The following is a 26697-nucleotide window of genomic DNA, read 5'->3' as shown; positions in this document are numbered from 1 at the left end:
TCCGGCAACGAACGAATTCCGGCCAAGTTATTGACGCGCTCCTGACAGGCGTACGGATCTGCTGACACTCTTCCCCCGTTCTGCGCACCGCCTGCACCAGCCGGACGGCTCATCCAGCGCCGCCCGGTAACCCCCCTCGCAGAAGGAGTCCGCGTGAGATCCACGCCCAGCCGTCGCGCCACCGCGACCGGCGCTCTGATAGCCGCAGCAGCCATGATCGCCGTCGGACTGCAGTCCGGCTCCGCCACCGCCACCCCGGCCTCGGCCGCCCCCGCCGGGGGGATCACCGCCGGCACCAAGGCCGACCCCGGTTCGCTCCCCGCCACGCTCTCCCCCGCCCAGCGCGCCGAACTCCTCAGCGAGGCCAACGCCACCAAGGCGGCCACCGCCAAGGAGCTCGGGCTCGGCCCCACGGAGAAGCTCCTCGTCCGCGATGTCGTCCAGGACCGGGACGGCACCACGCACACCCGCTACGAGCGCACCCTGAACGGGCTCCCCGTCCTCGGCGGCGACCTGGTGGTGCAGGAGACCACGGCCGGGAAGACCCTGAGCGTCGTCAAGGCGTCGAAGGCGACCACCGCGCAGCTGAAGGCCGTCGGCCTCACCGCCGACGTCGCCCCGGCCGCCGCCGAGAAGCAGGCGCTCGGTGCGGCGAAGGCCGAGGGCTCGAAGGCGACGAAGCCGAGCGAGGCGCCGCGCAAGGTCGTCTGGCTGGGCAGCGGCTCCCCGCAGCTCGCCTACGAGACGGTCGTCGGCGGACTCCAGCACGACGGCACCCCGAACGAGCTGCACGTGATCACCGACGCCGCCTCCGGCGAGAAGCTGTACGAGTGGCAGGCCGTCCACAACGGGACCGGCAACACCCAGTACAGCGGCCAGGTGACGCTGGGCACCGCGCCCTCGTACACGCTGACCGACACCGCGCGCGGCAGCCACAAGACGTACAACCTGAACCGGGGCACCTCCGGCACCGGCACGCTCTTCACCAACTCGACCGACATCTGGGGCAACGGCACCCCCCAGAACCTGGAGACCGCAGGCGCCGACGCCCACTACGGCGCCGCGCTCACCTGGGACTACTTCAAGAACGTGCACGGCCGCAACGGCATCCGCGGTGACGGCGTCGGCGCGTACTCCCGGGTCCACTACGGCAACAACTACGTCAACGCGTTCTGGCAGGACAGCTGCTTCTGCATGACGTACGGGGACGGCGCGGGCAACGCCAAGCCGCTGACCTCCATCGACGTGGCCGCCCACGAGATGACCCACGGCCTCACCTCGAACACCGCGCGCCTCGTCTACAGCGGCGAGTCCGGCGGTCTCAACGAGGCGACGTCCGACATCTTCGCCGCCGCCGTCGAGTTCCACGCGAACAACGCCCAGGACCCGGGCGACTACCTGGTCGGCGAGAAGATCGACATCCGCGGCAACGGCACGCCGCTGCGCTACATGGACAAGCCGAGCCGGGACGGCAGCTCCAAGGACTACTGGTACGCGGGCATCGGCGGCGTCGACGTCCACTACTCCTCGGGCCCGGCCAACCACTGGTACTACCTGCTCTCCGAGGGCAGCGGCGCCAAGACGATCAACGGCGTCAGCTACGACTCCCCGACCTCCGACGGACTGCCGGTCACCGGCATCGGCCGGGACAAGGCGTCGCTGATCTGGTTCAAGGCGCTCACCACCAAGTTCACCTCCTCGACCAACTACGCCGCCGCCCGCACCGGCACGCTCGCGGTCGCCAGTGAGCTGTACGGCGCCACCAGCCCCGAGTACGCCGCCGTGGCGCACGCCTGGGCCGGCGTCAACGTGGGCACCCGGCCCGGGGGCGGCGACCCCGACCCGGGCGGCAAGGTCTTCGAGAACAACACCGTGGTGAACATCCCGGACGCGGGCGCGGCCGTCACCAGCGCGGTCAACGTCACCGGCATCGCGGGCAACGCCCCGAGCGCCCTCAAGGTGGACGTCAACATCAGCCACACCTACCGCGGTGACCTGGTCATCGACCTGGTGGCCCCGGACGGCGGCACCTTCCGCCTGAAGAACTCCTCCGCCTCTGACTCCGCGGACAACGTGATCGCGACCTACACGGTCAACGCCTCGTCCAAGGTGGCCAACGGGCAGTGGCGGCTGAGGGTCCAGGACGTGTACCGCTCGGACACCGGCCGGATCAACAGCTTCAAGCTCACCTTCTGACCCCACGGGATCACCGCACCACCGGATGCAACCGGATCAAACCGGATGCAACCGGATGCAACCGGATGAGGACGAACGGCCCGGCAGGGGTTCTGCTCCCCTGCCGGGCCGTTCGCTCTTCCGTCCGTACGGGACATCCTCAGCGCATCAGCACGCCCGCGCCCTCCCCCGTAGCCTCGTTCGGCACCGCGACCAGGCCCAACTCGGCGCCCGAGGCCAGCAGTTCATGGGCGGGCAGAACGCGTACCGTGTAGCCGTACGGTCCCGTCCGGTCCAGGGCGAGCGGGCCCTCGTACAGCCAGCGGTCCTCCAGGTCGTGGCCGCCCGCCGGCTTCAGCGGGAAGACCTGGGCGTCCGCGATGGCGTCGGCCGAGTCCACCCGGCCCGCGACCACCTGGACCTCGACGTCGTCCGGGTCCAGGCCGCCGAGGGCGATCCGCACCCGGAGCGACAGCGTCGCCCCCAGCTCCGCCGAGCCGCCCGCCACCGTGTCGGTGACCGACTCCACATGGTCCACGGAGACTTTCGGCCACGCCGCCCGGACCTTCGCCTTCCACTCGGCGAGGTCCCGCGCGACCGCCGGGCCGAGCGCCCGCCGGGAGTGCGCGGCGGGGGCGTACAGCCGCTCCACGTACTCACGCACCATCCGCCCCGCGAGCACCTTCGGCCCCAGGTTGACCAGGGTGGAGCGGACCATCTCGATCCACCGGTCCGGCAGCCCCGTCGCCCCCCGGTCGTAGAAGCGCGGGGCGACCCGGTCCTCGATCAGGGCGTACAGGGCGTTCGACTCCAGCTCGTCGCGCCGGTCCTCGTCGACCGCCGAGCCGTCGGCGGTGGGGATCTCCCAGCCGAAGTCGGGCTCGAACCACTCGTCCCACCAGCCGTCGCGCACGGAGAGGTTGAGGCAGCCGTTGAGCGCGGCCTTCATCCCGCTCGTGCCGCACGCCTCCAGCGGGCGCAGCGGGTTGTTGAGCCAGACGTCACAGCCCGGGTAGAGCTTCTGCGCCATGCCCATGCCGTAGTCCGGCAGGAAGACGATCCGGTGGCGCACGCGCGGGTCGTCGGCGAACCGCACCAGGTCCTGGACCAGCCGCTTGCCGCCGTCGTCGGCGGGGTGGGCCTTGCCCGCGACCACGATCTGGATCGGGTGCGTCGGGTGCAGGAGGAGCCCCCGCAGCCGGTCGCGGTCGCGCAGCATCAGCGTCAGACGCTTGTACGAGGGGACCCGGCGGGCGAAGCCGATGGTGAGGACGGACGGGTCCAGGACGTCGTCGATCCAGCCCAGTTCGGCGGTGCCCGCGCCGCGCCTGCGCCAGGAGGCGTAGAGGCGGCGGCGGACCTCGGTCACCAGCTGGCCGCGCAGCTCCCGGCGCAGCTCCCAGATCTCCTGGTCGCCGATCCCGCCCACCGCGTCCCAGCGGCGCGGGGTGCCGGGCTGCCGCGCGGAGGTCCCGTCCGCCACCGGTCCGCCTGCCAGCACCTGGTGGGCGCGGCCGGTGCCGACCTGTCCGGCGCCGAGGCGGAAGACCTCGGGGGCGACCCAGGTGGGGGCGTGCACCCCGTTGGTGACGGACGTGATCGGCACGTCGGCGGGGTCGAAGCCCGGCCAGAGCCCGGAGAACATCTCCCGGCTGACGGCCCCGTGGAGGGTGGAGACGCCGTTGGCGCGCTGGGCGAGCCGGAGCCCCATCACCGCCATGTTGAACAGCTCGGGCTCGCCGCCGGGGTAGGTCTCGCGGCCCAGCGGCAGGATCTTCTCCACGGGTACGCCGGTCAGCTCGCCGTCGTCGCCGAAGTGGCGGGCGATCAGCTGCCGGTCGAAACGGTCTATCCCGGCGGGTACCGGGGTGTGGGTGGTGAAGACGGTCCCGGCCCGGACCACTTCGAGGGCCGCCTCGAAGTCCAGCCCGGTGGCGGCCAGTTCGCGGATGCGCTCCAGGCCGAGGAAGCCCGCGTGGCCCTCGTTGGTGTGGAAGACCTCCGGCTCCGGGGTCCGGGTGAGCCGGCACCAGGTGCGTACGGCGCGCACCCCGCCGATGCCGAGCAGCATCTCCTGGAGGAGGCGGTGGTCGCTGCCGCCGCCGTAGAGCCGGTCGGTGACATCGCGTTCGCCCGGGGCGTTCTCCTCGACGTCGGAGTCGAGCAGGAGCAGCGGGACGCGGCCGACCCGGGCCAGCCAGATGCAGGCGTACAGCGAGCGCCCGCCGGGCAGGGCGAGCACCACCCGGGCGGGGGTGCCGTCGGCCTCGCGGACCAGGTCGAGCGGGAGTTCGTTGGGGTCGAGGACGGGATAGTGCTCCTGCTGCCAGCCCTCGCGGGAGAGGCTCTGACGGAAGTAGCCGTGGCGGTAGAGCAGGCCCACCCCGATGAGCGGGACGCCCAGGTCGCTGGCGGCCTTGAGGTGGTCACCGGCCAGGATGCCGAGGCCGCCGCTGTACTGGGGCAGGGCGGCGGTGACGCCGAACTCGGGTGAGAAGTAGGCGATGGCGGAGGGCAGTTCCGCGCCCGAGGCCTGCTGTTCCTGGTACCAGCGGGGGCCGTCCAGATACTCCTTCAGGTCGGCGGAGGCCTCGGCGAGGCGGGAGAGGTACTCCTCGTCCCGCCCCAGTTCGGCCAGGCGCCCGGCGGTCAGGGAGCCGAGCAGCCGTACGGGGTCGGCGTCCGCGGGCCGCCACCCCTCGGGGTCGGCGGACCGGAAGAGCTCGCGGGTCTCGGTGTGCCACGACCAGCGCAGGTTGCGCGCGAGGTCGTGGAGGGGTCGGAGGGGTTCGGGGAGGACAGGACGCACGGTGAATCGACGAATGGCCTTCACGTACTCCACCTTTACAGGGGACTTGCGCATCCGAGGGGACGCACGACGGTGTGCGCCCTTCCGTCACCCTCGACGGTAGCGGCCGTCCGTGGCCCGCGACCACGGCGCGCGGGCGGCTCACCGGGGCCGGAAGCGGCTCGCGCGCGCCGCCCCACAGGAACACCACACGCACCGTCAGCCCTCCCCCACCCCACCCTTCACCTGCGGGTTTGGCCGATTTCCTTCCCGTACGCAGCCTTGTGGACCTTCGTGTCACAGGGAAGGCTGCCGTGTGGCGCCGCAGAGCGGGTATCCGGAACCTGTGAGGGTGCCACGGGCTTCGTACGCCTACTGGGGCGTGCGCCGGGCGCGACCGGGCCGGACCGGGGCGCGACCGGGGTACGACCGGGCGGTTACGACCGAGTAGTTAACACAGCGCCGGATTTCCCGTGAACGAGCGCGGGGAAGGCTTTCCGCGTACTTCCCGGTACGCAGTCGGACCCGGCCCGCACGCCCTCTCGGCGCACCTTTCGGTGCACCCTCTCGACGCATCCGAAACATGCACGAAACCCCCGCGACCCACCCATTCGAGTGCCATTCGAGTGAACGCGGACAGGAGCGGCCATGCCCACAGCCCGTCAGTCGACAGCTGAGCAGCTACAAAGGACAGATCCCCATCATCGCGGCACGCGCGGTCGGTCCTCCGCGTCCGTGCCGTCCCCCGTGCACGCCGAGCTCCTCCAGCCCTCAGGTGATTCCATGATCGGTCGTATTCCCGTCCTGGACGTCCGTCCCCTCGTCGACTGCGGCAGACGGCCGGCGAAGGCCGTCGTCGGCGAGACCTTCCAGGTCACCGCCACCGTCTTCCGCGAAGGCCATGACGCGGTGGCGGCCAATGTCGTCCTGCGCGATCCGAGCGGACGGGTCGGACCGTGGACCCCGATGCGCGAGCTGGCCCCGGGCACGGACCGGTGGGGCGCGGAGGTGACCACGACCGCCGAGGGCCGCTGGACGTACACGGTGGAGGCCTGGGGCGATCCGGTCGCCACCTGGCGCCACCACGCCGCGATCAAGATCCCGGCGGGCATCGACACCGATCTGGTGCTGGCGGAGGGCGCGGCCCTGCTGGAGCGGGCCGCCGCGGGCGTGCCGAAGAAGAACGGCCGGGAGGCGGTGCTCGCCGCGGTGGACGCGCTGCGCGACACCGCGCACGCCCCGGCCGCCCGGCTGGCCGCCGCCCTGACCCCGGCCGCCGAGGCCGTCCTCGCCCGGCACCCGCTGCGCGAGCTGGTCACCCGGTCCAAGCCGCTGGCGGTGCGGGTGGAACGCGAGCGGGCGCTGTACGGGTCGTGGTACGAGCTGTTCCCGCGCTCGGAGGGCGCGAAGCGGGTTCCGGTGGACCCGGCCGACACCTCGCCGGACGCGGAGACCCGGCTGGTCAGCGGCACGTTCCGGACGGCGGCCGAGCGGCTGCCGGCGGTCGCCGCCATGGGGTTCGATGTCGTGTACCTGCCCCCGATCCACCCGATCGGGACGACCCACCGCAAGGGCCCCGACAACACGCTGACGCCCGGTGAGCACGATCCGGGCGTGCCGTGGGCGATCGGTTCGCCGGACGGCGGGCACGACGCGGTCCACCCGGAGCTGGGCACGCTGGAGGACTTCGACCACTTCGTCTCGGTGGCCCGCAATCTGCGGATGGAGATCGCGCTGGACTTCGCGCTCCAGTGCTCGCCGGACCACCCGTGGGTCAAGGACCACCCGGACTGGTTCCACCACCGCCCCGACGGCTCGATCGCGTACGCGGAGAACCCGCCGAAGAAGTACCAGGACATCTATCCGATCGCCTTCGACAAGGACATGCGCGGTCTGGTGGCGGAGACCGTACGGATCCTGCGCTTCTGGATGGACCACGGGGTACGTATCTTCCGCGTCGACAACCCGCACACCAAGCCGGTGGTGTTCTGGGAGAAGGTCATCGCCGACATCAACGGCACCGACCCCGATGTCGTCTTCCTGGCGGAGGCGTTCACCCGACCGGCGATGATGCACACCCTGGGCGCGGTCGGGTTCCAGCAGTCGTACACGTACTTCACCTGGCGGAACACCAAGCGGGAGCTGACGGAGTACGTCACCGAGCTGTCCGGCGAGGCCGCCTCGTACATGCGGCCCAACTTCTTCGTGAACACCCCGGACATCCTGCCGGGGTACCTCCAGCACGGCGGCCGCCCGGCCTTCGAGGCCCGGGCCGTGCTCGCCGCCACCCTCTCCCCGTCCTGGGGCGTCTATGCGGGATTCGAGCTGTGCGAGAACACCCCGGCCAAGCCGGGGAGCGAGGAGTACCTGCACTCGGAGAAGTACGAACTGCGCCCGAGGGACTGGGAGTCGGCGGAGCGCGAGGGCCGCACGCTGACCCCCCTCATCACCTCGCTGAACCGGATCCGACGACGTAACCCCGCGCTCCAGCAGCTGCGTGACGTCCACTTCCACCACGCCGACAACGAGTCGCTGATCGTCTACAGCAAGCGGTCCGGCTCGAACACCGTTCTGGTGGTCGTGAACCTCGACCCTCACCACACCCAGGAGGCCACGGTCTCGTTGGACATGGAGCGGCTCGGCCTCCAGGGGCACGAGCGCGTACCGGTGCGCGACGAGCTCACCGGCGACACCTACCACTGGGGCAGGGCCTTCTATGTGCGCCTGGAGCCGGGCATCACGCCCGCGCACATCGCCGTCCTGCGACCGTCCCCGCCGACCGGAGGGTCACCCACACCATGATCGTCAATGAGCCTGTCCACGACACGTTCGAGGACACACCCGCCAAGGACCGTGATCCCGACTGGTTCAAGCGCGCCGTCTTCTACGAGGTGCTCGTCCGGTCCTTCCAGGACTCCAACGGCGACGGAATCGGCGACCTCAAGGGCATCACCGCCAAGCTGGACTACCTCCAGTGGCTCGGTGTCGACTGCCTCTGGCTGCCGCCGTTCTTCAAGTCCCCGCTGCGCGACGGCGGTTACGACGTCTCCGACTACACCGCCGTCCTGCCGGAGTTCGGCGACCTCGCCGACTTCGTGGAGTTCGTGGACGCCTCGCACCAGCGGGGCATGCGCGTCATCATCGACTTCGTCATGAACCACACGAGCGACCAGCACGAGTGGTTCCAGCAGTCCCGCAGCGACCCGGACGGGCCGTACGGGGACTACTACGTCTGGGCCGACGACGACAAGCAGTACCAGGACGCCCGGATCATCTTCGTCGACACCGAGACGTCCAACTGGACCTTCGACCCGGTCCGCAAGCAGTACTACTGGCACCGCTTCTTCTCCCACCAGCCGGACCTCAACTACGAGAACCCGGCGGTCCAGGAGGAGATCCTCGCGGCCCTGCGGTTCTGGCTGGACCTGGGCATCGACGGCTTCCGAGTCGACGCGGTGCCCTACCTCTACCAGCGCGAGGGCACCAACTGCGAGAACCTCCCCGAGACCCACCACTTCCTCAAGCGGGTCCGCAAGGAGATCGACGCCAACTACCCGGACACCGTGCTCCTCGCCGAGGCCAACCAGTGGCCGGAGGACGTCGTCGACTACTTCGGCGACTACGAGGCGGGCGGCGACGAGTGCCACATGGCGTTCCACTTCCCCGTCATGCCGCGCATCTTCATGGCCGTGCGCCGCGAGAGCCGCTACCCGGTCTCCGAAATCCTCGCCAAGACCCCGGCGATCCCGAAGAACTGCCAGTGGGGCATCTTCCTGCGGAACCACGACGAGCTGACCCTCGAAATGGTCACGGACGAAGAGCGCGACTACATGTACGCGGAGTACGCCAAGGACCCGCGGATGCGCGCCAACATCGGCATCCGCCGCCGTCTGGCCCCGCTGCTGGACAACGACCGCAACCAGATCGAGCTGTTCACCGCGCTGCTGCTGTCGCTGCCCGGCTCCCCGATCCTCTACTACGGGGACGAGATCGGGATGGGCGACAACATCTGGCTCGGCGACCGGGACGCGGTCCGCACCCCGATGCAGTGGACCCCCGACCGCAACGCCGGTTTCTCCTCCAGCGATCCGGGGCGGCTCTACCTCCCCACGATCATGGACCCGGTCTACGGCTACCAGGTCACCAACGTCGAGGCGTCGATGGCCTCGCCGTCCTCGCTGCTGCACTGGACCCGGCGGATGATCGAGATCCGTAAGCAGAACCCGGCCTTCGGGCTGGGTGAGTACACCGAGCTGCCGTCCTCCAACCCGGCGGTGCTGGCGTTCACCCGCGAGTACAAGGACGACCTCGTCCTGTGCGTGCACAACTTCTCGCGGTTCGCCCAGCCGACCGAGCTGGACCTGCGGTCGTTCGGCGGACGTCATCCGGTGGAGCTGATCGGCGGGGTACGCTTCCCGGCCATCGGCGAGTGGCCCTACCTGCTGACCCTGGCGGGACACGGCTTCTACTGGTTCCGGCTGCGCAAGGACGCGCCGCCGGCCTGATCCGGCGGCGGCCCGTGCGGGACGGTTTCCGCCGTCCCGCACGGGGCACTCTGACCGAGACGACAAGGCCCGGAGCCCTCGCGGTTCCGCCGCCTTCGTCCTTCACGGTTCCGCCGTTCGAGTCCGTAAGCACCTTCCTCTCCCGACACGTCCCGCACAGCCGGACAGCCATTGCCGCAATCCGGGACACTCTTCGCATCCTGTGGTGTGCCCGGGGGAAAGGACGCGATGCCATGTCGGAGGCTGCATCCACTCACGTCGCCCTGGCGAAGAGCACAAGGAACAGCGCGACCCCACGCAGTACGGTGGACGGCTCCCTGCTGCCGTCCCTCGCCCCCCTGCTCCACGAATGGCTGCCCCGGCAGCGGTGGTTCGCCGGCAAGGGCCGGCCGGTCACCGGGTTCGGCCTGGTGTCGGCCACCGAGATGCTGCCGGTGGACGGCACGGCCGGGCCGGGCCTGCTCCATCTCCTGGTCCGGGTCCAGCAGCCGTCACTGTCCCCCCGTCCGTCGGACGACTGCTACCAACTCCTCCTGGGCGTACGGACATCGCTGCCGACCACGCTCGGCGGGGCGCTGATCGGCCGGGTGGAGCGCGGACCGCTGGCCGGGCGGACCGTCTACGACGCGCTGCACGATCCCCGCCTGGCGGACCTTCTGCTGGAACGGTTCCGCCGCCCGGGAACCCTCGGCTCCCTCCGCTTCGAGCGGACCGCCGCGATCCCGTCCGGGCTGGCGCCCCGGGTGCTGGACGCCGAACAGTCCAACTCCTCGCTCGTCTACGGCGATGCGTACATCCTCAAGATCTTCCGCCGGGTCTTCCCGGGCACCAACCCGGATCTGGAGCTGCCGCTCGCCCTGGCCCGCGAGGGGTGCGAACGCGTCCCGGCCCCGGTCGCCTGGTTCGAGGCGCCCGGCCCCGAACCGCTCACCCTCGGTGTGCTCCAGCCCTTCCTGCACGGCGCCCGGGACGGCTGGCAGCTCGCCCTGACCGCGCTCACGGCGGGCCGCGACTTCGTCCCGGAGGCGCGGGCGCTGGGCCGGGCCACCGCCGAGGTGCACACCGCGCTCGCCGCCGCCCTGCCCACCCCGGCGCTGCACGGCACACAGACCCGGCAGCTGATCGCCCAGATGACCCAGCGTCTGGAGGCCGCCGCCCAGGCGGTTCCCGCCCTCGCCCCGTACGTCCCCGGGCTGCGCACCGCGTTCGACGCCGTGACCGCGCTCGGCCACCGGGGCGGCGGCTGGGCACAGCAGCGGGTGCACGGCGATCTCCACCTCGGCCAGGCGCTCCGCTCCCCCGACGGCTTCTGGTCGCTGATCGACTTCGAGGGCGAACCGGCCCGCCCGCTGGACGAGCGCCGCCGCCCGGCACCCCCGGTGCGCGATGTGGCGGGCATGCTCCGCTCCTTCGACTACGCGGCCCGCTCCCACCGCCCGTGGAATCCCGAGTGGGCGGCCCGCTGCCGCGCCGCCTACTGCGAGGGGTACGCGCTCGCGTCGGGCACCGATCCGCGCGGCGAGCCGGAGCTGCTGCGCGCCCATGAGACCGACAAGGCGGTGTACGAGGTGGTGTACGAGGCCCGGCACCGCCCCGACTGGCTGCCGGTCCCGATGGCCGCCATCCAGCGCCTGGCCCAGTCCGCCGCGGCCTGAACCCGCACTCCCCCCTTCCTCCCCTCCGCCCTCCAACCCCTCCGAGGAGGCAGTCCCTGTGACCGCCCGCAAGCCGTCCCGTAAGGCAAGCCGCAAGACCGCGACCGCCGAAGCCGACACGAGGGCCAAGGCCCCTGCCGAGGCTGTGAGCGTGGAAACCACGCAGACGGCCGCGCCCGTCTCCGCCTCCTTCGAAGGCACCGAAGCCGCTGAGGCCGCTGCCGCTCCGGCGCCCGTGCCCGCCGCGGCTTCCGCCTCCGCCTCCGGAGAAGCCGGGATCAAGGCCGCCGCGCCGGGAGCCGCTGCCACGGCCACCGCGCCCGCTCCCAAGCGCTCCCGGCCCCGGCGCGCGGACGCGGGTCCGCCGCGCCCCCGGCAGGGCGGTGACGGCGGGAGCGCGCGTCCCGCCCCGGCCCTGGACGGCGCGGACCGGGGCCGGCTGCTGGCCGGTGACCACCACGCACCGCACGACGTGCTGGGCGCCCGTCCGATCCCGGGCGGGGTGCTGGTACGGGCGCTGCGCCCGTTCGCCCGCTCGGTGACGGTGCTGGCCGAGGGGGTGCGGGCCGAACTGCACGACGAGGGCGACGGGTTCTTCTCCGGGGTGCTGCCGGTGCAGGAGGTCCCCGTCTACCGGCTCCAGGTCGCGTACGACGACAACACCATCGAGGTGGATGACCCGTACCGCTTCTGGCCCGCGCTCGGCGAGCTCGATCTGCACCTGATCGCGGAGGGCCGCCACGAGGAGCTGTGGCGGGCGCTGGGCTCGGAGCCGATGGTCCACCAGGGCGTGGCCGGGACCCGGTTCACGGTGTGGGCGCCGAACGCGCGCGGGGTGCGGGTCACCGGTGACTTCAATTACTGGGACGGCACGGGCACGCCGATGCGTTCGCTCGGCTCGACCGGGGTGTGGGAGCTGTTCCTGCCCGGGATCGGCGAGGGCGCGCTGTACAAGTACGACATCTGCCGCCCCGACGGCTCGCACACGGTCCGGGCCGACCCGATGGCCCGGCACACCGAGGTCCCGCCCGCGACGGCTTCCGTCGTCACCGCCGCGCACCACGAGTGGCAGGACGCGGACTGGATGGCCCACCGGGGCGACCGCCCGGTCCACGAGGCCCCGTTCTCCGTCTACGAGGTCCACCTGGCCTCCTGGCGACCGGGACTGACGTACCGTCAACTCGCTTCCCAGCTCCCCGCCTACGTCAAGGACCTGGGCTTCACCCACGTCGAACTGATGCCGGTCTCGGAGCACCCCTTCGGCGGCTCCTGGGGCTACCAGGTCACCGGCTTCTTCGCCCCGACCTCGCGGATGGGCTCCCCGGACGACTTCCGGTACCTGGTGGACGCCCTGCACCGGGCGGGCATCGGCGTCATCATGGACTGGGTCCCGGCCCATTTCCCGCGCGACGACTGGGCGTTGGCGGAGTTCGACGGACGGCCGCTGTACGAGCACTCCGACCCGCAGCGCGCGGCGCACCCGGACTGGGGGACGCTGGAGTTCGACTACGGCCGCACGGAGGTGCGTAACTTCCTGGTCGCCAACGCCACTTACTGGTGCGAGGAGTTCCACATCGACGGGCTGCGGGTCGACGCCGTGGCCTCGATGCTCTACCTCGACTACTCCCGCGAGGACGGCCAGTGGTCGCCCAACGACCAGGGCGGGCGGGAGAACTGGGACGCGGTCGCCTTCCTCCAGGAGATGAACGCGACCGTCTACCGGCGCAACCCCGGGGTCGTCACCATCGCCGAGGAGTCCACCGCCTGGGACGGCGTCACCCGCCCCACCGACAGCGGCGGCCTGGGCTTCGGGCTGAAGTGGAACATGGGCTGGATGCACGACTCGCTGGTCTACATCTCGAAGGAGCCGGTGCACCGCAAGTACCACCACAACGAGATGACCTTCTCGATGGTGTACGCGTACAGCGAGAACTACGTGCTGCCGATCTCGCACGACGAGGTGGTGCACGGCAAGCAGGCGCTGGTGGCGAAGATGCCCGGCGACTGGTGGCAGCAACGCGCCAACCACCGCGCCTACCTGGGCTACATGTGGGCCCACCCCGGCAAGCAACTCCTCTTCATGGGCCAGGAGTTCGCCCAGGGCGCGGAGTGGTCCGAGGGCCACGGCCCGGACTGGTGGCTGCTGGACCCGACGTACGAGGCCTCCGGCGACCACCGCGGGGTGCGGGACCTGGTGGGCGACCTGAACGCGGTGTACGGGGCGGTGCCCGCCCTCTGGCAGCGCGACACCGTGCCGGAGGGCTTCAGCTGGGTGGACGGCGGAGCGGCCGAGGACAACGTCTTCGCCTTCCTCCGCTACGACGCCGACGGCTCCCCGCTCCTCGCGGTCTCCCACTTCTCCCCGGTGGTCCGCCACGACTACCGCCTCGGGGTACCGGAGACCGGCACGGAGGGCTGGGTGGAGGTCCTCAACACGGACGCGTCCCGCTACGGCGGCAGCGACGTACGCAACGAGGACCCCCTGAAGGCGGAGGCAGTGCCGGCGCACGGCCGCCCGTCCAGCATCTCACTGACACTGCCACCGCTGGCAACGGTGTGGTTCCGGCCCGCGTGAGGGTCTGATCGCACAAGGAAAAGGAAGGGGCCCGCCCCGTGTCATGGCCGACACGGGGCGGGCCCCTTCCACGAGGAGCGGTCAGCCCTTGCGTGCCGCCGTGCGACGGCGCATCGCGTAGAACAGGCCGCCGCCCGCGAGCACCGCCGCGCCCGCCGTGAGCGCGACCGGGAGGGTGGAGTCCGAGCCGGTGGCCGCCAGGTTGCCGCCCGTCTGCGGGGTGGTGCCTCCGGTGGTCGAGTCGCTGCCCGAGGTGGCGGAGGAGGAGCCGGTGGTGCCCGTGTCGGCGCCTTCGGTGGAGCCCGTGGAGCCGGTGGAGCCCGAGGTGGAGCCGCCTGTCGAGCCCGTACCGCCTTCCGAGCCGCCGGAGTTGCCCGAGCTGCCGGAGGTGCCGGAGCCGCCCGTGGTCGTCGTGCCGCCCGTGGCGGGGGCGCCGGTCTCGACCACGATCTCGGCGGTGTCGTTGGCCGCGTTCTTGTCGAAGGGGCGGGCCGGGCCCGCGAAGGAGACCTTGCCCGTCGTGCGGCCGACGGCCTTGTCGATGCGGAGCACGAAGGGGTAGGTCGCGCCGTCTGCCGGGTTCACCCACGACTGGCTGGTCCCGCACGTGTAGTGCGTCTTGGTGACCGGGGTGCAGAAGCCGTTGGCCTTGGTGACCGTGACTCCGGCCGGGATGCGTACGTCGACGGTGGTGACGCTGGTGTCCCGTTCGCCCATCACCCAGGCGGGGCCCTTGTTGGTGAACTTCACCTGGGCGGTGACCTTGTCGCCCACCGTGCCCTTGAGCTCGGCGCCGGTCAGGGCGAAGTCTGCGGTGTTGACCGCCGTGACGTCCGCGCCCACGGAAGAGTCGGGGTGGGCGGCCCGGTCGGCCTCGGTGGCCTCGCCCCGCTCGACCAGCTTCAGGGGCGCGCCGGTGCCCGGTACGTGCTCGCTCTCGCCGCCGTCGTCGGGGGCCGGCTCGTCCGCCGACACCGAGTACCCCGCGCGGTCGTACAGCGCGTCCGCCCCCGCCTTGAGGCCGAGCGGCTTCTCCGTGCCGTACAGCACACCGGGCTTCAGCGGCTGGTCGAGGGTGCAGAGGGCCCTGTTCCGCTCCGGCCGCTCGTCGTAGGAGTTGACCCTGAAGTAGACGCAGTTGGAGTAGGTCTCGGCGGTCTCCAGGCCGACGGAGAAGCCGTAGCTCAGATAGACCTTGGGCACCTCTTCCGTCCCCTTGTTCAGCACGCTCACCGGCAGCCCGAACGTGCCGCCCGGGGCGATCCCGGTGACGGGGGTGAGAGCGCCGACCCCGAGATCGGGTCCGCTCTCGTCGGCCTGGGCCGGTGCGGTGGCGGTCAGCGCGATCAGGGCGGCGGATGCGAGCACCGCACCTCCGCTCAGCAGCGTACGGCGGCCGGAAACGGCGATCCCCATGAAAGTCCCTCGGTCGAATGACGGTCGACTGCCCACGGGGGCAGTGCGGTTGTTCACCCGGAAGACATGTTCCGGTGGCGAATGGTTGTGCGGGGCACACGGATGCCTTCGTACGTGAGTGGCTTCGTACGCGGACGGTTTCCGTGTGCGGCAGCGCAAGGACACCCGTACCGGGGGATACGGGTGTCCTTGAGTGGGGGGTGTCGCAGTGGCTTGAATGCGCCGGTCAGACCTTGGCGGGCTCGGCCGCCGTCTCGCGCGGCTCGGGTACGTCGGTGGAGGCGGCGGGGGCTCCGTGGCCGTCGTCCACCAGCGTCCGCTCGTCGAACGGGAGCTGCCCGGCGAGCACTTGGCCGACGCGCTCCTTGTCGATCTCCTTCGTCCAGTGGCCGACCAGGACCGTGGCGACCGCGTTGCCCGCGAAGTTGGTCAGGGCGCGGGCCTCGCTCATGAAGCGGTCGATGCCGACGATCAGGCCGACCCCGTCGACGAGTTCGGGGCGGTGCGACTGGAGCCCGCCCGCGAGGGTCGCGAGGCCCGCGCCGGTCACGCCCGCCGCGCCCTTCGAGGCGATGATCATGAAGATGAGGAGCGAGATCTGTTCGCTCGCGCTCAGCGGGTCGCCCATCGCGTTGGCGATGAAGAGCGAGGACATCGTGAGGTAGATCGCGGTGCCGTCGAGGTTGAAGGAGTAGCCGGTCGGCACGGTGATGCCGACGACCGGCTTGCTGACGCCCAGGTGCTCCATCTTCGCGATGAGCCGGGGCAGGGCGGACTCGGAGGAGGAGGTGGAGAGGATGAGCAGGAACTCGCGGCCCAGGTACTTCAGCAGGGCGATCAGATTGACCCCGGCGACCAGGCGCAGGATCGCGCCGAGCACCACGAAAACGAAGAGCGCGCAGGTGAGGTAGAAGCCGATCATGATGATCGCGAGGGACTTCAGGGCGTCGAGCCCGGTCTCGCCGACCACCGCCGCGATGGCGCCGAACGCGCCGACCGGGGCGGCCCACATGATCATGGCGAGGATGCGGAAGACGAGCCGCTGGATGTGGGTGATGCCCCGGATGATCGGCTCGCCCGCCGAGCCCATCGCCTGGAGCGCGAAGCCCGCGAGCAGCGCGACCAGCAGGGTCTGGAGCACCTCGCCCGCCGTGAAGGCGGAGACGATGGTGGTCGGGATGATGCCGAGCAGGAAATCGACCGTGGACTCGCTGGCGCCGGACGCCTGTGCCTCGCCCGCGGCCCGCGCCTGCTCGGTGATGTGGAGGGTGGAGCCGGGCTCCAGGAAGTTGCCGACCAGCAGGCCGATCGCGAGGGCGACGGTCGACATGACCAGGAAGTAGCCGAGTGCCAGGCCGCCGACGGCGCCGACCTTGGCCGCCTTGCGGACCGAGCCGACGCCCAGCACGATCGTGCAGAAGATGATCGGCGAGATCATCATCTTGATCAGGTTCACGAAGCCGGCGCCGATGGGCTTGAGCTCGACGGCCACCCCGGGGGCGACGAAGCCCACCAGGATGCCGAGCGCCACGGCGGCGATCACGGCGATGTACAGGTAGTGGGTGCGGTCCCGCTGTTTGGCTGCCACAGCCATGGTGGGGCTCCTCGGCTCGGGTCAGGGCGTGCGCCCCGTCCCGGGGGGCCGCGCTCTCTCGTCTTTGGGGGCTCCCCCGTCCCTGGGGGCTCCGGTGACTATCCACCGCCCTGTGACCCCGGTCACCCTTGCGTTCATATCGTTCACGGGGCGCTGTTCGCCGATGCTTTCGAGCCACTGGGGCTCCGGTGTTCCGGCGAGGCAGACTGTGCGGCATGCGTTTCCCCCGTACCCGCCCGCGCAGCCTGGCCGGGCAGCTCTTCGCCATGCAGGTCGTGCTGATCGCCGCGGTGGTGGCCGGGTGCGCGGTCTTCGCGTACGTCTCCGGGTCCGCGCAGGCCGAGCAGACGGCGGCCCGGCAGGTACGGGCGGCGGCACTGGCGGTGGCCGACTCCCCCTCCGTACGGGAGGCCATCCGCACCCCGAACCCCTCCGCCGTACTCCAGCCGTACGCGGAGCAGGTGCGCCGGGACACCGGGATCGCCTTCGTCACGATCATGGACACCGAGCGGGTGCGCTGGACGCACCCCGACGCGTCGCTGATCGGTGAGACCTTTCTCGGCCACACGGAGGAGGCGCTTGCCGGGGAGACCTTCACCGAGACGTACACCGGCACGCTGGGTCCCTCGATACGGGTGGTGACCCCGGTCCGGGACGGGGACCGGATCATCGGGCTGGTCAGTGCGGGCATCACCGTGGACCGGGTCTCCTCGCAGGTACGCGAACAGCTCGGCGCCCTCGCGCTGGCGGCGGGCGGGGCGCTGGCGCTCGGCGGGATCGGCACGTACGTGATCAACGCCCGGCTGCGGCGCCACACCCACGGGATGAACGCGGCCGAGCTGAGCCGGCTGCACGACTACCACCAGGCGACCCTGCACGCGGTGCGCGAGGGGCTGCTGATGCTGGACGGGCAGCGCCGGATCGCGCTCATCAACGACGCGGGGCGCGAGCTGCTGGGGCTCGGCCCGGAGGCGGAGGCGGTCGGCCGTACGGTGGACGAGCTGTCCCTGCCCGCGCCGCTGACCGGGGCGCTGCTGGCCTCGGAGGCGCGGGTGGACGAGCTGCACCTGACGGCGGACCGGGTGGTGGTGGTCAACACCCGTCCGGTGGTGGGCGGTGAGCGGCGCGGCACGGTGGTGACCCTGCGGGACCACACCGAGCTCCAGGCGCTGACGGGTGAGCTGGACTCCGAGCGCGGCTTCACGCAGGCGCTGCGCTCGCAGGCCCACGAGGCGGCGAACCGGCTGCACACGGTGGTGTCGCTGATCGAGCTGGGGCGGGTGGCGGAGGCGGTGGAGTTCGCCACGGCCGAGCTGGAGCTGGCCCAGGTGCTGACCGACCGGGTGGTGGGCGCGGTGGAGGAACCGGTGCTGGCCGCGCTGCTGCTGGGCAAGGCGGCCCAGGCGCACGAGCGCGGGGTGGAGCTGGAGCTCGCCGAGGACAGCCTGATCGACGACGGGGCGCTGCCCGCCTCGCCGACCCAGCGGGATCTGGTGACGATCCTCGGCAATCTGATCGACAACGCGGTGGAGGCGGCGGCCTTGGAGGGCGACTCCGCGGGGGCCGTTCCGGCGCCTCGTACGGGTTCGCAGGGCGGCGCCGGGCGGGCCCGGGTCACCGTGACCGCGCTCGCCGACGGCCGGGAGCTGCTGCTGCGGGTCTCGGACACCGGGGCGGGCATCCGCCCGGAGGAGGCGGACGAGGTGTTCCGGCGCGGCTGGTCTACCCATGGGGCCGGGCGCGGGCTCGGCCTCGCGCTGGTGCGGCAGGCGGCGCACCGCAACGGCGGGTCGGTGGAGCTGGACCGGGCGCCGGAGGGCGGGGCGCGGTTCACCGTACGGCTGCCGCTCGGGGACCGTACGGCTTCCGGGGGCGCCCTCGGGGACCGTACGGCTTCCGTCGGGGACCGTGCCGCCACGGAGGTGACCGCGTGATCCGGGTCCTGGTGGTGGAGGACGATCCGGTGGCCGCCGACGCGCACCAGATGTACGTGGAGCGGGTCGCCGGGTTCACCGTGGCCGCCGTGGCCCACACCCGGGCGGAGGCCGTACGGGTGCTGGAGCGGACCCCGGTGGACCTGCTGCTGCTGGACCTCTACCTGCCCGACGGGCACGGGCTCGGGCTGCTGCGCTCGCTGCGGGCCGCCGGGCACGGGGCGGACGTGATCGCGGTGACCTCGGCGCGGGACCTCGCGGTGGTGCGGGAGGGGGTGTCGCTGGGGGTCGTGCAGTACGTCCTGAAACCGTTCACGTACCCCACGCTGCGGGACCGGCTGGTGCGGTACGCGGAGTTCCGGGGTGCCGCCGGTGAGGCGAGCGGGCAGGAGGAGGTGGACCGGGCGCTGGGCGCGCTGCGGGTCACCGGGCCGACCGCGCTGCCGAAGGGGCTCAGCGGGCCGACCCTGGAGGCGGTGACCCGGGTCCTGCGGGAGTCCGCGGAGGGGGTGACGGCGGCGGCCGCCGGGGAGCGGCTCGGGATCTCGCGGATCACCGCGCGCCGCTATCTGGAGCATCTGGTGACCGTGGGGAGCGCGGCGCGCCGTCCGCATTATGGGCAGGTCGGCCGACCGGAACTCCACTACCGCTGGCTGGCCGGCGGACGCTGAGCGACGGCCGCGGACGCATACCACAAGCGCTTTCCGCAAGGGCGCGCGGAGGTGTGACGGAGCGTACGGGCGAGTAAGGAAAGCGCTGGTGGGGCGCGTTTTTACGGACCGGCCGTTCGGTTCATGCTAGGAGGTTCCTACGAAGCGTGTTCTGTGAGGGACGGACCGTAGCCAGAGAGGAAATGGACTTCTACGGTGGGGCCGTGCACCCCACCCCGCCCTTCAATGCCCCCGCCGCGCGACGACTCCGTGAGGCACTGGGGATGGCTCCCGGACATGTCGCCTACGGACTCGCCGCCCAGTACGGGCTCCGGATACCCGCCGAGACCGTCGTCGCCTGGGAACGCGGTGTCGCGACCCCCGGCGAACGCGAACTGACCGCCCTCGCCGGAGTCCTCTGGTGCGCCCCCGGTGAGCTGCTGGCCGCCGCCACCACCCTGCGCGAGCACCGGATGAGCCGCGAGCTCTCCGTGGACGACCTGGCGCGTCAGCTCGGCATGACCGGGTCCTCGTACCTGCGGATGGAGGAGTCCGGGCGCTGGAAGGGCAACGAGCGGCAGTCCGCCGCGCTGTGCCGGGCGCTCGGCCTGTCGGCCGCGCAGTTCCTCACGGCGACGGGCCGGGACGAGGAGCTGGCGGAGCTGCTGACCAGTGCGGTCACCACGCGCTGGCAGGCGTACGTCCGGCCGGTCGCCAAGATCGTCCCGCTGGAGCGGGGGCAGATCCAGGACGTGCTGGAGCAGCTGCACGCCGACTACCAGGCCCTGATGGTCTCCACCCTGAGCTGGAGCAGCACGGGCCAGGAACGGTCCGGGTCGACGGGCGACGAGGGACGGGCGTTCCTGGCCCGGGTGGTGGAACAGTTCTGGCGGACCGCCGGGGTGTGAGCTCCGTACGGCCCGTACCGCTCCAGGCGGTCCAGTAAGGCCCCGTACCGCTCCCGGAAGACCTGCTCAGTTCTAGAAGGCTCCCGGAAGGCCTGCTCAGTTCTAGAAGACCGACTCCGCCTCGTACATCCGGTCCACCGGGACCGTCTTCAGCCGCGTCACCGCGTCCGCGAGCGGGACCATGGCGATGTCGTTGCCGCGCAGGGCGGTCATCCGGCCGAAGTCGCCGCGGTGCACGGCCTCCACCGCGTTCCAGCCGAAGCGGGTGGCGAGGACCCGGTCGTACGCGGTGGGCGTGCCGCCGCGCTGGACATGGCCGAGGATGACCGGCCGGGCCTCCTTGCCGAGCCGGGCCTCCAGCTCGACGGCGAGACGGTTGCCGATGCCCTGGAAGCGCTCGTGGCCGTACTGGTCGATGGCGCCCTTGGCGTACGGCATGGAGCCCTCGGCCGGGTGCGCGCCCTCGGCGACGCAGATGACGGCGAACTTCTTGCCCCGGGCGAACCGCTCCTCGACCATCTTGACCAGGTCGTCGACCTCGAAGGGGCGCTCGGGCAGACAGATGCCGTGGGCGCCGCCGGCCATCCCGGACTCCAGCGCGATCCAGCCCGCGTGGCGGCCCATGACCTCGACGACCATCACCCGCTGGTGGGACTCGGCGGTCGTCTTGAGACGGTCTATGGCCTCGGTCGCGACGCCCACCGCCGTGTCGAACCCGAAGGTCCGGTCGGTGGCGGAGATGTCGTTGTCGATGGTCTTGGGGACGCCGACGACCGGCATGCCCGCGTCGGAGAGCATCCGGGCCGCCGTCAGCGTGCCCTCGCCGCCGATCGGGATGAGCGCGTCGATGCCGTAACGGCGGGCCAGCTCCTCGCAGTTCTCGGCGGCCTCGCGCAGCCGGTCGCGCTCCAGGCGGGCCGAGCCGAGGATGGTGCCGCCGCGGGCGAGGATGCCGCTGACCGCGTTGAGGTCGAGGGGGCGGTAGTGGCCGTCGAGCAGCCCCTTGAAGCCGTCCTCGAAGCCGATGACCTCGTCGCCGTGGCCCACGACGGCCCGGTGGACGACCGACCGGATCACTGCGTTCAGGCCGGGGCAGTCGCCGCCCGCGGTGAGAATTCCGATGCGCATCGAGGTGTGTCTCCTGCTCGTTAGTAACCGCGCTTTCCGGGGGACCGGCTGAGGCGGCCCCCGTGCCCTGAACCACGTCGATTGTCCCACGCCCGGCGCGGACCTCGCGCTTTCGGCCGGGCCGGGGGGCGGGAAGCGGGGTAGGAGAGGGCCGAGGACCGACCGAAACCTCCGGCGGGCGGTATAGCGTCCCGCGCAGGTATCGTCAAGAGGCAATGCAGGCCAATGGCCGCACCCCACGGAAGGCCGGGGACAGCACGGGGAGACCCCCCACGTCCTGGGCGGACCGCCGGTCGCGGCACCGCACAACGACGGGAGAGCACGCGTGGCGCGCAGCGTGTACGTGACCGGGATCGAACGGGGGGACGGCCGGCAGGTCGTCGAGCTGGGAGTCATGGAGCTACTGACGCGTCAGGTGGACCGGGTCGGGGTCTTCCGCCCGCTGGTCCACGACGGTCCCGACCGGCTCTACGAGCTGCTGCGGGCCCGCTACCGGCTCTCCCAGAGCCCCGCCTCGGTCTACGGCCTGGACTACCACGAGGCCGCCGCCGTGCAGGCCGAGAAGGGCACCGACGAGCTGGTCTCGCTGCTCGTCGAGCGCTTCCACCAGGTGGCCCGGGAGTACGAGGTGGTCCTCGTGCTCGGCAGCGACTTCGCCGCCACCCAGCTCCCCGACGAGCTGGCGCTCAACGCCCGCCTGGCCAACGAGTTCGGCGCCTCGGTGATAGCGGTCGTCGGCGGCAAGGGCCAGACCGCGGAGTCCGTCCGCGCCGAGACCCGTAACGCCTACCGCGCCTACGCGGGCCTGGGCTGCGACGTGCTGGCGATGGTGGTGAACCGGGTCGCCCCCGAGGACCGGACGGTGATAGCGGAGCGGCTGGCGGCCCGGCTGCCGGTGCCCGTCTCCGTACTGCCGGACGACCCGGCGCTCTCGGCCCCCACGGTCGCCCAGATCACCGCCGCCCTGGACGGCACGGTGCTGCTCGGCGACGACTCGGGGCTGGCCCGGGACGCGCTGGACTTCGTCTTCGGCGGGGCGATGCTGCCGAACCTGCTGAACGCGCTGACGCCCGGCTGCATGGTGGTGACGCCCGGGGACCGGGCCGATCTGGTGGTGGGTTCGCTGGCCGCGCACAGCGCCGGGACCCCGCCCATCGCGGGCATCCTGCTGACCCTGAACGAACGCCCCGGCGAGGAGATACTCACGCTGGCCGCCCGGCTCGCACCGGGGACCCCGGTCGTCTCGGTGGCCGGCGGCTCCTTCCCCACGGCGGCCGAACTCTTCACCCTGGAAGGGAAGTTGAACGCGGCCACGCCCCGCAAGGCGGAGACCGCGCTCGGCCTCTTCGAGCGCCATGTCGACACCGGGGCCCTGCTGGAGCGGATCTCGGTGGCCCGCAGCGGCCGGGTCACGCCCATGATGTTCGAGCACGAGCTGCTGGAGCAGGCCCGCTCCGACCGCAAGCGCGTGGTGCTGCCCGAGGGCACCGAGGAACGCGTGCTGCGCGCGGCCGACGTCCTGCTGCGCCGCGATGTCTGCGACCTCACCCTCCTCGGTGATGTGGACACGATCCGCAAGAAGGCCGCCGACCTCGGCATCGACCTCGCCGAGACCCAGATCATCGACCCGCAGACCTCCGAACTGCGGCAGGTCTTCGCCGAGCGGTACGCGCAACTGCGCGCGCACCGGGGGGTGACGGTGGAGCTGGCGTACGACGTCGTGGCGGACGTCAACTACTTCGGCACGCTGATGGTGCAGGAGGGGCTGGCCGACGGGATGGTGTCGGGCTCGGTGCACTCCACCGCCGCCACGATCCGCCCGGCCTTCGAGATCATCAAGACCAAGCCGGACGCCTCGATCGTCTCCTCCGTCTTCTTCATGTGCCTGGCCGACAAGGTCCTCGTGTACGGCGACTGCGCGGTCAACCCGGACCCGAACGCCGAGCAGCTCGCGGACATCGCGGTGCAGTCGGCGGTGACCGCCGCCCGGTTCGGGGTGGACCCGCGGATCGCGATGCTGTCGTACTCCACCGGGACCTCCGGCTCCGGCGCGGACGTCGACAAGGTGCGCGAGGCCACCGAGCGGGTGCGCGCCTCGCGGCCGGAGCTGCGGGTGGAGGGGCCGATCCAGTACGACGCGGCCGTCGAGCCCTCCGTCGCGGCGACGAAGCTGCCGGAGTCGGAGGTGGCCGGGCAGGCCACCGTACTGATCTTCCCGGACCTCAACACCGGCAACAACACCTACAAGGCCGTGCAGCGCTCGGCGGGCGCGGTGGCGGTCGGCCCGGTGCTCCAGGGGCTGCGCAAGCCCGTCAACGACCTCTCCCGGGGCGCGCTCGTCCAGGACATCGTCAACACGGTGGCCATCACGGCGATCCAGGCGCAGGGCGAGGAGCGCCCCGTATGACGAACCCCGCCTCCGTCCCCGATCACGAAAGCACGGCAGCCCCTGTGGAACCGCACCGCGTCCTCGTCCTCAACTCCGGCTCCTCCTCGGTGAAGTACCAGCTCCTCGACATGCGCGACCGCTCGCGGCTCGCCTCCGGTCTGGTGGAGCGGATCGGCGAGGAGACCTCCCGCCTGGTGCACACCCCGCTGACCGGCGGCGGCGCCGAGCCCCGGGAGCGTACGGGCCGGATCGCCGACCATGCGGCGGCGCTGGAGGCGGCGGCCGAGGAGCTGACGGCGGACGGGCTCGGCCTGGACTCCCCCGAACTCGCGGCGATCGGCCACCGGGTGGTGCACGGCGGGCTGAAGTTCTCCGCGCCGACCGTGATCACCGACGAGGTGCTGAAGGAGATCGAGCGCCTGGTGCCGGTGGCCCCGCTGCACAACCCGGCCAACATCACCGGCATCCGTACGGCGCGGGCGCTGCGCCCGGACCTGCCGCAGGTGGCGGTCTTCGACACGGCGTTCCACACGACGATGCCGGAGGCGGCCGCCCGGTACGCGATCGACGTGGAGACCGCCGACGCGCACCGCATCCGCCGCTACGGCTTCCACGGCACCTCGCACGCGTATGTGTCGAGGAAGACGGCCGAGCTCCTGGGCAAGGCACCGGAGGACGTCAACGTCATCGTGCTGCACCTGGGCAACGGGGCCTCCGCCTCGGCGGTCGCGGGCGGGCGGTGCGTGGAGACTTCCATGGGGCTGACGCCCCTGGAAGGGCTCGTGATGGGGACGCGCTCCGGGGACATCGACCCGGCGGTCACCTTCCACCTGAAGCGGGTGGCGGGCATGTCGACGGACGAGATCGACGTCCTGCTCAACAAGAAGAGCGGGCTGGTCGGCCTCTGCGGCGACAACGACATGCGGGAGATCCGCCGCCGGATCGAGGAGGGCGACGAGCGGGCCGCGCTCGCCTTCGACATCTACATCCACCGGCTGAAGAAGTACATCGGCGCGTACGCGGCGGTGCTCGGCCGGGTGGACGCGGTGGCGTTCACGGCGGGGGTCGGGGAGAACTCGGCCCCGGTGCGGGAGGCTGCCATCGCGGGTCTGGAGGAGTTCGGTCTCGCGGTGGACACCGGCCTCAACGCCGTACGGTCCGGTGAGCCGCGGCTGATCTCGCCGGAGTACGCACGGGTGGCGGTCGCCGTGGTGCCGACGGACGAGGAGCTGGAGATCGCCGACCAGACGTTCGCGCTCGTCGCCCCCAAGGACGCCGTACAGGTCGACAACTGAGCGCCCCCGCGCCCCTTTGTATCTTCCACCAGACGGAATATTCCGCAGCGAAACAAACCGATAGGATCCGCCCTATGCGCCGTTCCAAAATCGTCTGCACCCTCGGTCCCGCCGTCGACTCCCATGAGCAGCTCGTCGCTCTGATCGAGGCCGGCATGAGCGTGGCCCGTTTCAACTTCAGTCACGGCACCCACGAGGAACACCAGGGCCGGTACGACCGTGTCCGCAAGGCGGCCGCCGAGACCGGCCGCGCGGTGGGCGTGCTCGCCGACCTCCAGGGCCCGAAGATCCGCCTGGCCAAGTTCGCCGAGGGCCCGGTAGAGCTGGTCCGCGGGGACGAGTTCACCATCACCTCCGAGGACGTCCCCGGCGACAAGTCGATCTGCGGCACGACCTACAAGGGTCTGCCCGGCGACGTCACCAAGGGCGACCCGATCCTGATCAACGACGGCAACGTCGAGCTGAAGGTCGTCGCCGTCGAGGGCCCCCGGGTGAAGACCATCGTCATCGAGGGCGGGGTCATCTCCGACCACAAGGGCATCAACCTGCCCGGCGCGGCGGTGAACGTTCCCGCTCTTTCCGAGAAGGACGTCGAGGACCTGCGCTTCGCCCTGCGGATGGGCTGCGACCTGGTCGCCCTCTCCTTCGTCCGGGACGCCGACGACGTCAAGGACGTGCACAAGGTGATGGACGAGGAGGGCCGCCGGGTCCCCGTCATCGCCAAGGTGGAGAAGCCGCAGGCCGTCGAGCACATGGAGGGCGTCGTCATGGCGTTCGACGGTGTGATGGTGGCCCGTGGCGACCTCGCCGTCGAATACCCGCTGGAGAAGGTCCCGATGGTGCAGAAGCGCCTGGTGGAGCTCTGCCGGCGCAACGCCAAGCCGGTGATCGTGGCGACCCAGATGATGGAGTCGATGATCACCAACTCGCGGCCGACCCGCGCCGAGGCGTCCGATGTCGCCAACGCGATCCTGGACGGCGCGGACGCGGTCATGCTGTCGGCCGAGTCCTCGGTGGGCGCGTATCCGATCGAGACGGTCAAGACGATGTCGAAGATCGTCGTCGCCGCCGAGGAGGAGCTGCTCTCCAAGGGCCTCCAGCCGCTGGTCCCGGGCAAGAAGCCCCGTACGCAGGGCGGTTCGGTGGCCCGTGCGGCCTGCGAGATCGCGGACTTCCTCAACGGCAAGGCCCTGGTGGCCTTCACCAAGTCGGGCGACACCGCCCGCCGCCTCTCCCGCTACCGGGTGGCCCAGCCGATCCTGGCCTTCACCACCGACGAGAACACCCGCAACCAGCTCGCCCTGAGCTGGGGCGTCGAGTCGTACGTGGTCCCGCACGTGGACAACACCGACGCGATGGTCGACCTGGTCGACGCGGAGCTGCTGAAGCTGAACCGCTACACCGCCGGCGACACGATGGTCATCACGGCCGGTTCGCCCCCCGGCATCCCCGGCACCACCAACATGGTGCGCGTCCACCACCTGGGCGGCGAGCAGGGCTAGCGGCGCCCCGGCGGGACGGTCTCCCGCCACTGACCGAGATCCGGGCCGGGCCCGGGGGGCGCCCCCCCCGGGCGGGCGGCACCCCCGCCCCGCCCCCGCGCGGGGCGGGGGGGCCCCGGGGGGCCCCGGGGGGACGTAGGGACAGTGGGGGATACGGGGCACGTGAAGGTTTCGGGGGTCGCG

Annotated in this window: 15 protein-coding genes; 11 read left to right on the top strand and 4 right to left on the bottom strand. The window is 71.5% G+C overall.

Going from position 1 to position 26697, the window contains the following annotated elements; translation table 11 throughout:
- Positions 1-153 precede the first annotated feature (153 nt).
- The gene (locus tag ACFW9Z_RS30775) at positions 154-2196 is read left to right on the top strand and encodes a M4 family metallopeptidase (protein ID WP_384645894.1); all 2043 of its coding nucleotides are present in this window, start codon (positions 154-156) and stop codon (positions 2194-2196) included.
- Between the two features lie 139 nt (positions 2197-2335).
- Here the strand turns inward: ACFW9Z_RS30775 and glgP are convergent, their stop codons facing one another.
- Complete coding sequence (glgP, locus tag ACFW9Z_RS30770) at positions 2336-5008, bottom strand: alpha-glucan family phosphorylase (RefSeq protein ID WP_384645893.1); 2673 nt, start codon at positions 5006-5008, stop codon at positions 2336-2338.
- A 738-nt stretch (positions 5009-5746) separates the two neighbouring features.
- Between glgP and ACFW9Z_RS30765 the strand changes: the two genes are divergently transcribed.
- The 4 genes from ACFW9Z_RS30765 (at position 5747) to glgB (ending at position 13698) form a co-directional block, all read left to right on the top strand.
- Positions 5747-7765: an alpha-1,4-glucan--maltose-1-phosphate maltosyltransferase gene (locus ACFW9Z_RS30765; RefSeq protein ID WP_384645892.1), complete on the top strand. Its 2019-nt coding sequence runs from the start codon at positions 5747-5749 to the stop codon at positions 7763-7765.
- A complete protein-coding gene (treS, locus tag ACFW9Z_RS30760) occupies positions 7762-9468 on the top strand; it encodes a maltose alpha-D-glucosyltransferase (protein WP_384645891.1) in 1707 nt (568 codons plus the stop codon). The genes ACFW9Z_RS30765 and treS overlap by 4 nt, the downstream gene beginning before the upstream one ends.
- A 233-nt stretch (positions 9469-9701) precedes the next feature.
- Entirely contained in the window at positions 9702-11123 is a 1422-nt protein-coding gene (locus tag ACFW9Z_RS30755) for a phosphotransferase (RefSeq protein WP_384645890.1), read from the top strand.
- 58 nt (positions 11124-11181) lie between these two features.
- Complete coding sequence (glgB, locus tag ACFW9Z_RS30750) at positions 11182-13698, top strand: 1,4-alpha-glucan branching enzyme (RefSeq protein ID WP_384645889.1); 2517 nt, start codon at positions 11182-11184, stop codon at positions 13696-13698.
- 81 nt (positions 13699-13779) lie between these two features.
- On the opposite strand, the gene ACFW9Z_RS30745 is transcribed toward glgB, so the two are convergent.
- Positions 13780-15114, bottom strand: coding sequence for an LPXTG cell wall anchor domain-containing protein (locus ACFW9Z_RS30745; RefSeq protein WP_384645887.1), 1335 nt, complete (start codon positions 15112-15114; stop codon positions 13780-13782).
- Positions 15115-15340: 226 nt separating this feature from the next.
- Entirely contained in the window at positions 15341-16708 is a 1368-nt protein-coding gene (locus ACFW9Z_RS30740; protein WP_384645885.1) for a cation:dicarboxylate symporter family transporter, read from the bottom strand.
- Positions 16709-16923: 215 nt separating this feature from the next.
- On the opposite strand from ACFW9Z_RS30740, the gene ACFW9Z_RS30735 reads away from it, so the two are divergent.
- From ACFW9Z_RS30735 to ACFW9Z_RS30725, 3 genes are all read left to right on the top strand, one after another.
- A complete protein-coding gene (locus ACFW9Z_RS30735; RefSeq protein ID WP_384645883.1) occupies positions 16924-18642 on the top strand; it encodes an ATP-binding protein in 1719 nt (572 codons plus the stop codon).
- On the top strand, positions 18639-19313 hold the full coding sequence (locus ACFW9Z_RS30730) for a response regulator (RefSeq protein WP_384645882.1): 675 nt from the start codon (positions 18639-18641) through the stop codon (positions 19311-19313). The genes ACFW9Z_RS30735 and ACFW9Z_RS30730 overlap by 4 nt, the downstream gene beginning before the upstream one ends.
- Positions 19314-19495: 182 nt before the next feature.
- Positions 19496-20200, top strand: a complete 705-nt coding sequence (locus tag ACFW9Z_RS30725) for a helix-turn-helix domain-containing protein (RefSeq protein WP_384645881.1) — start codon at positions 19496-19498, stop codon at positions 20198-20200.
- A 102-nt stretch (positions 20201-20302) separates the two neighbouring features.
- Here the strand turns inward: ACFW9Z_RS30725 and ACFW9Z_RS30720 are convergent, their stop codons facing one another.
- Positions 20303-21328 carry an ATP-dependent 6-phosphofructokinase gene (locus ACFW9Z_RS30720; protein ID WP_384645880.1) on the bottom strand — a complete coding sequence of 342 codons (1026 nt, stop codon included), beginning with the start codon at positions 21326-21328 and terminating at the stop codon, positions 20303-20305.
- Between the two features lie 325 nt (positions 21329-21653).
- Here ACFW9Z_RS30720 and pta point away from each other — a divergent pair, with 325 nt between their 5' ends.
- The 3 genes from pta to pyk all read left to right on the top strand — a co-directional run bounded on the left by pta (position 21654) and on the right by pyk (position 26514).
- Positions 21654-23735, top strand: coding sequence for a phosphate acetyltransferase (pta, locus tag ACFW9Z_RS30715; RefSeq protein ID WP_384645879.1), 2082 nt, complete (start codon positions 21654-21656; stop codon positions 23733-23735).
- A gap of 44 nt (positions 23736-23779) precedes the next feature.
- Entirely contained in the window at positions 23780-25012 is a 1233-nt protein-coding gene (locus ACFW9Z_RS30710; RefSeq protein ID WP_384645949.1) for an acetate kinase, read from the top strand.
- A gap of 74 nt (positions 25013-25086) precedes the next feature.
- On the top strand, positions 25087-26514 hold the full coding sequence (gene pyk, locus ACFW9Z_RS30705) for a pyruvate kinase (protein ID WP_384645878.1): 1428 nt from the start codon (positions 25087-25089) through the stop codon (positions 26512-26514).
- Positions 26515-26697 lie beyond the last annotated feature (183 nt).

The organism is Streptomyces sp. NPDC059452, assembly GCF_042750035.1.
Classification (GTDB): Bacteria; Actinomycetota; Actinomycetes; order Streptomycetales; family Streptomycetaceae; genus Streptomyces.
The sequence above is the reverse complement of the archived record's forward strand: the minus strand, read 5'-3'. Positions and strand labels throughout refer to the sequence as shown.

Excerpts from the sequence above, each read along its gene's own strand:
- ACFW9Z_RS30765 (WP_384645892.1), top strand. The coding sequence starts at position 5,747 with ATGATCGGTCGTATTCCCGTCCTGGACGTCCGTCCCCTCGTCGACTGC.
- treS (WP_384645891.1), top strand. The coding sequence starts at position 7,762 with ATGATCGTCAATGAGCCTGTCCACGACACGTTCGAGGACACACCCGCC.
- ACFW9Z_RS30755 (WP_384645890.1), top strand. The coding sequence starts at position 9,702 with ATGTCGGAGGCTGCATCCACTCACGTCGCCCTGGCGAAGAGCACAAGG.
- ACFW9Z_RS30745 (WP_384645887.1), bottom strand. The coding sequence starts at position 15,114 with ATGGGGATCGCCGTTTCCGGCCGCCGTACGCTGCTGAGCGGAGGTGCG.
- ACFW9Z_RS30740 (WP_384645885.1), bottom strand. The coding sequence starts at position 16,708 with ATGGCTGTGGCAGCCAAACAGCGGGACCGCACCCACTACCTGTACATC.
- ACFW9Z_RS30735 (WP_384645883.1), top strand. The coding sequence starts at position 16,924 with ATGCGTTTCCCCCGTACCCGCCCGCGCAGCCTGGCCGGGCAGCTCTTC.
- ACFW9Z_RS30725 (WP_384645881.1), top strand. The coding sequence starts at position 19,496 with ATGGACTTCTACGGTGGGGCCGTGCACCCCACCCCGCCCTTCAATGCC.
- ACFW9Z_RS30720 (WP_384645880.1), bottom strand. The coding sequence starts at position 21,328 with ATGCGCATCGGAATTCTCACCGCGGGCGGCGACTGCCCCGGCCTGAAC.
- pyk (WP_384645878.1), top strand. The coding sequence starts at position 25,087 with ATGCGCCGTTCCAAAATCGTCTGCACCCTCGGTCCCGCCGTCGACTCC.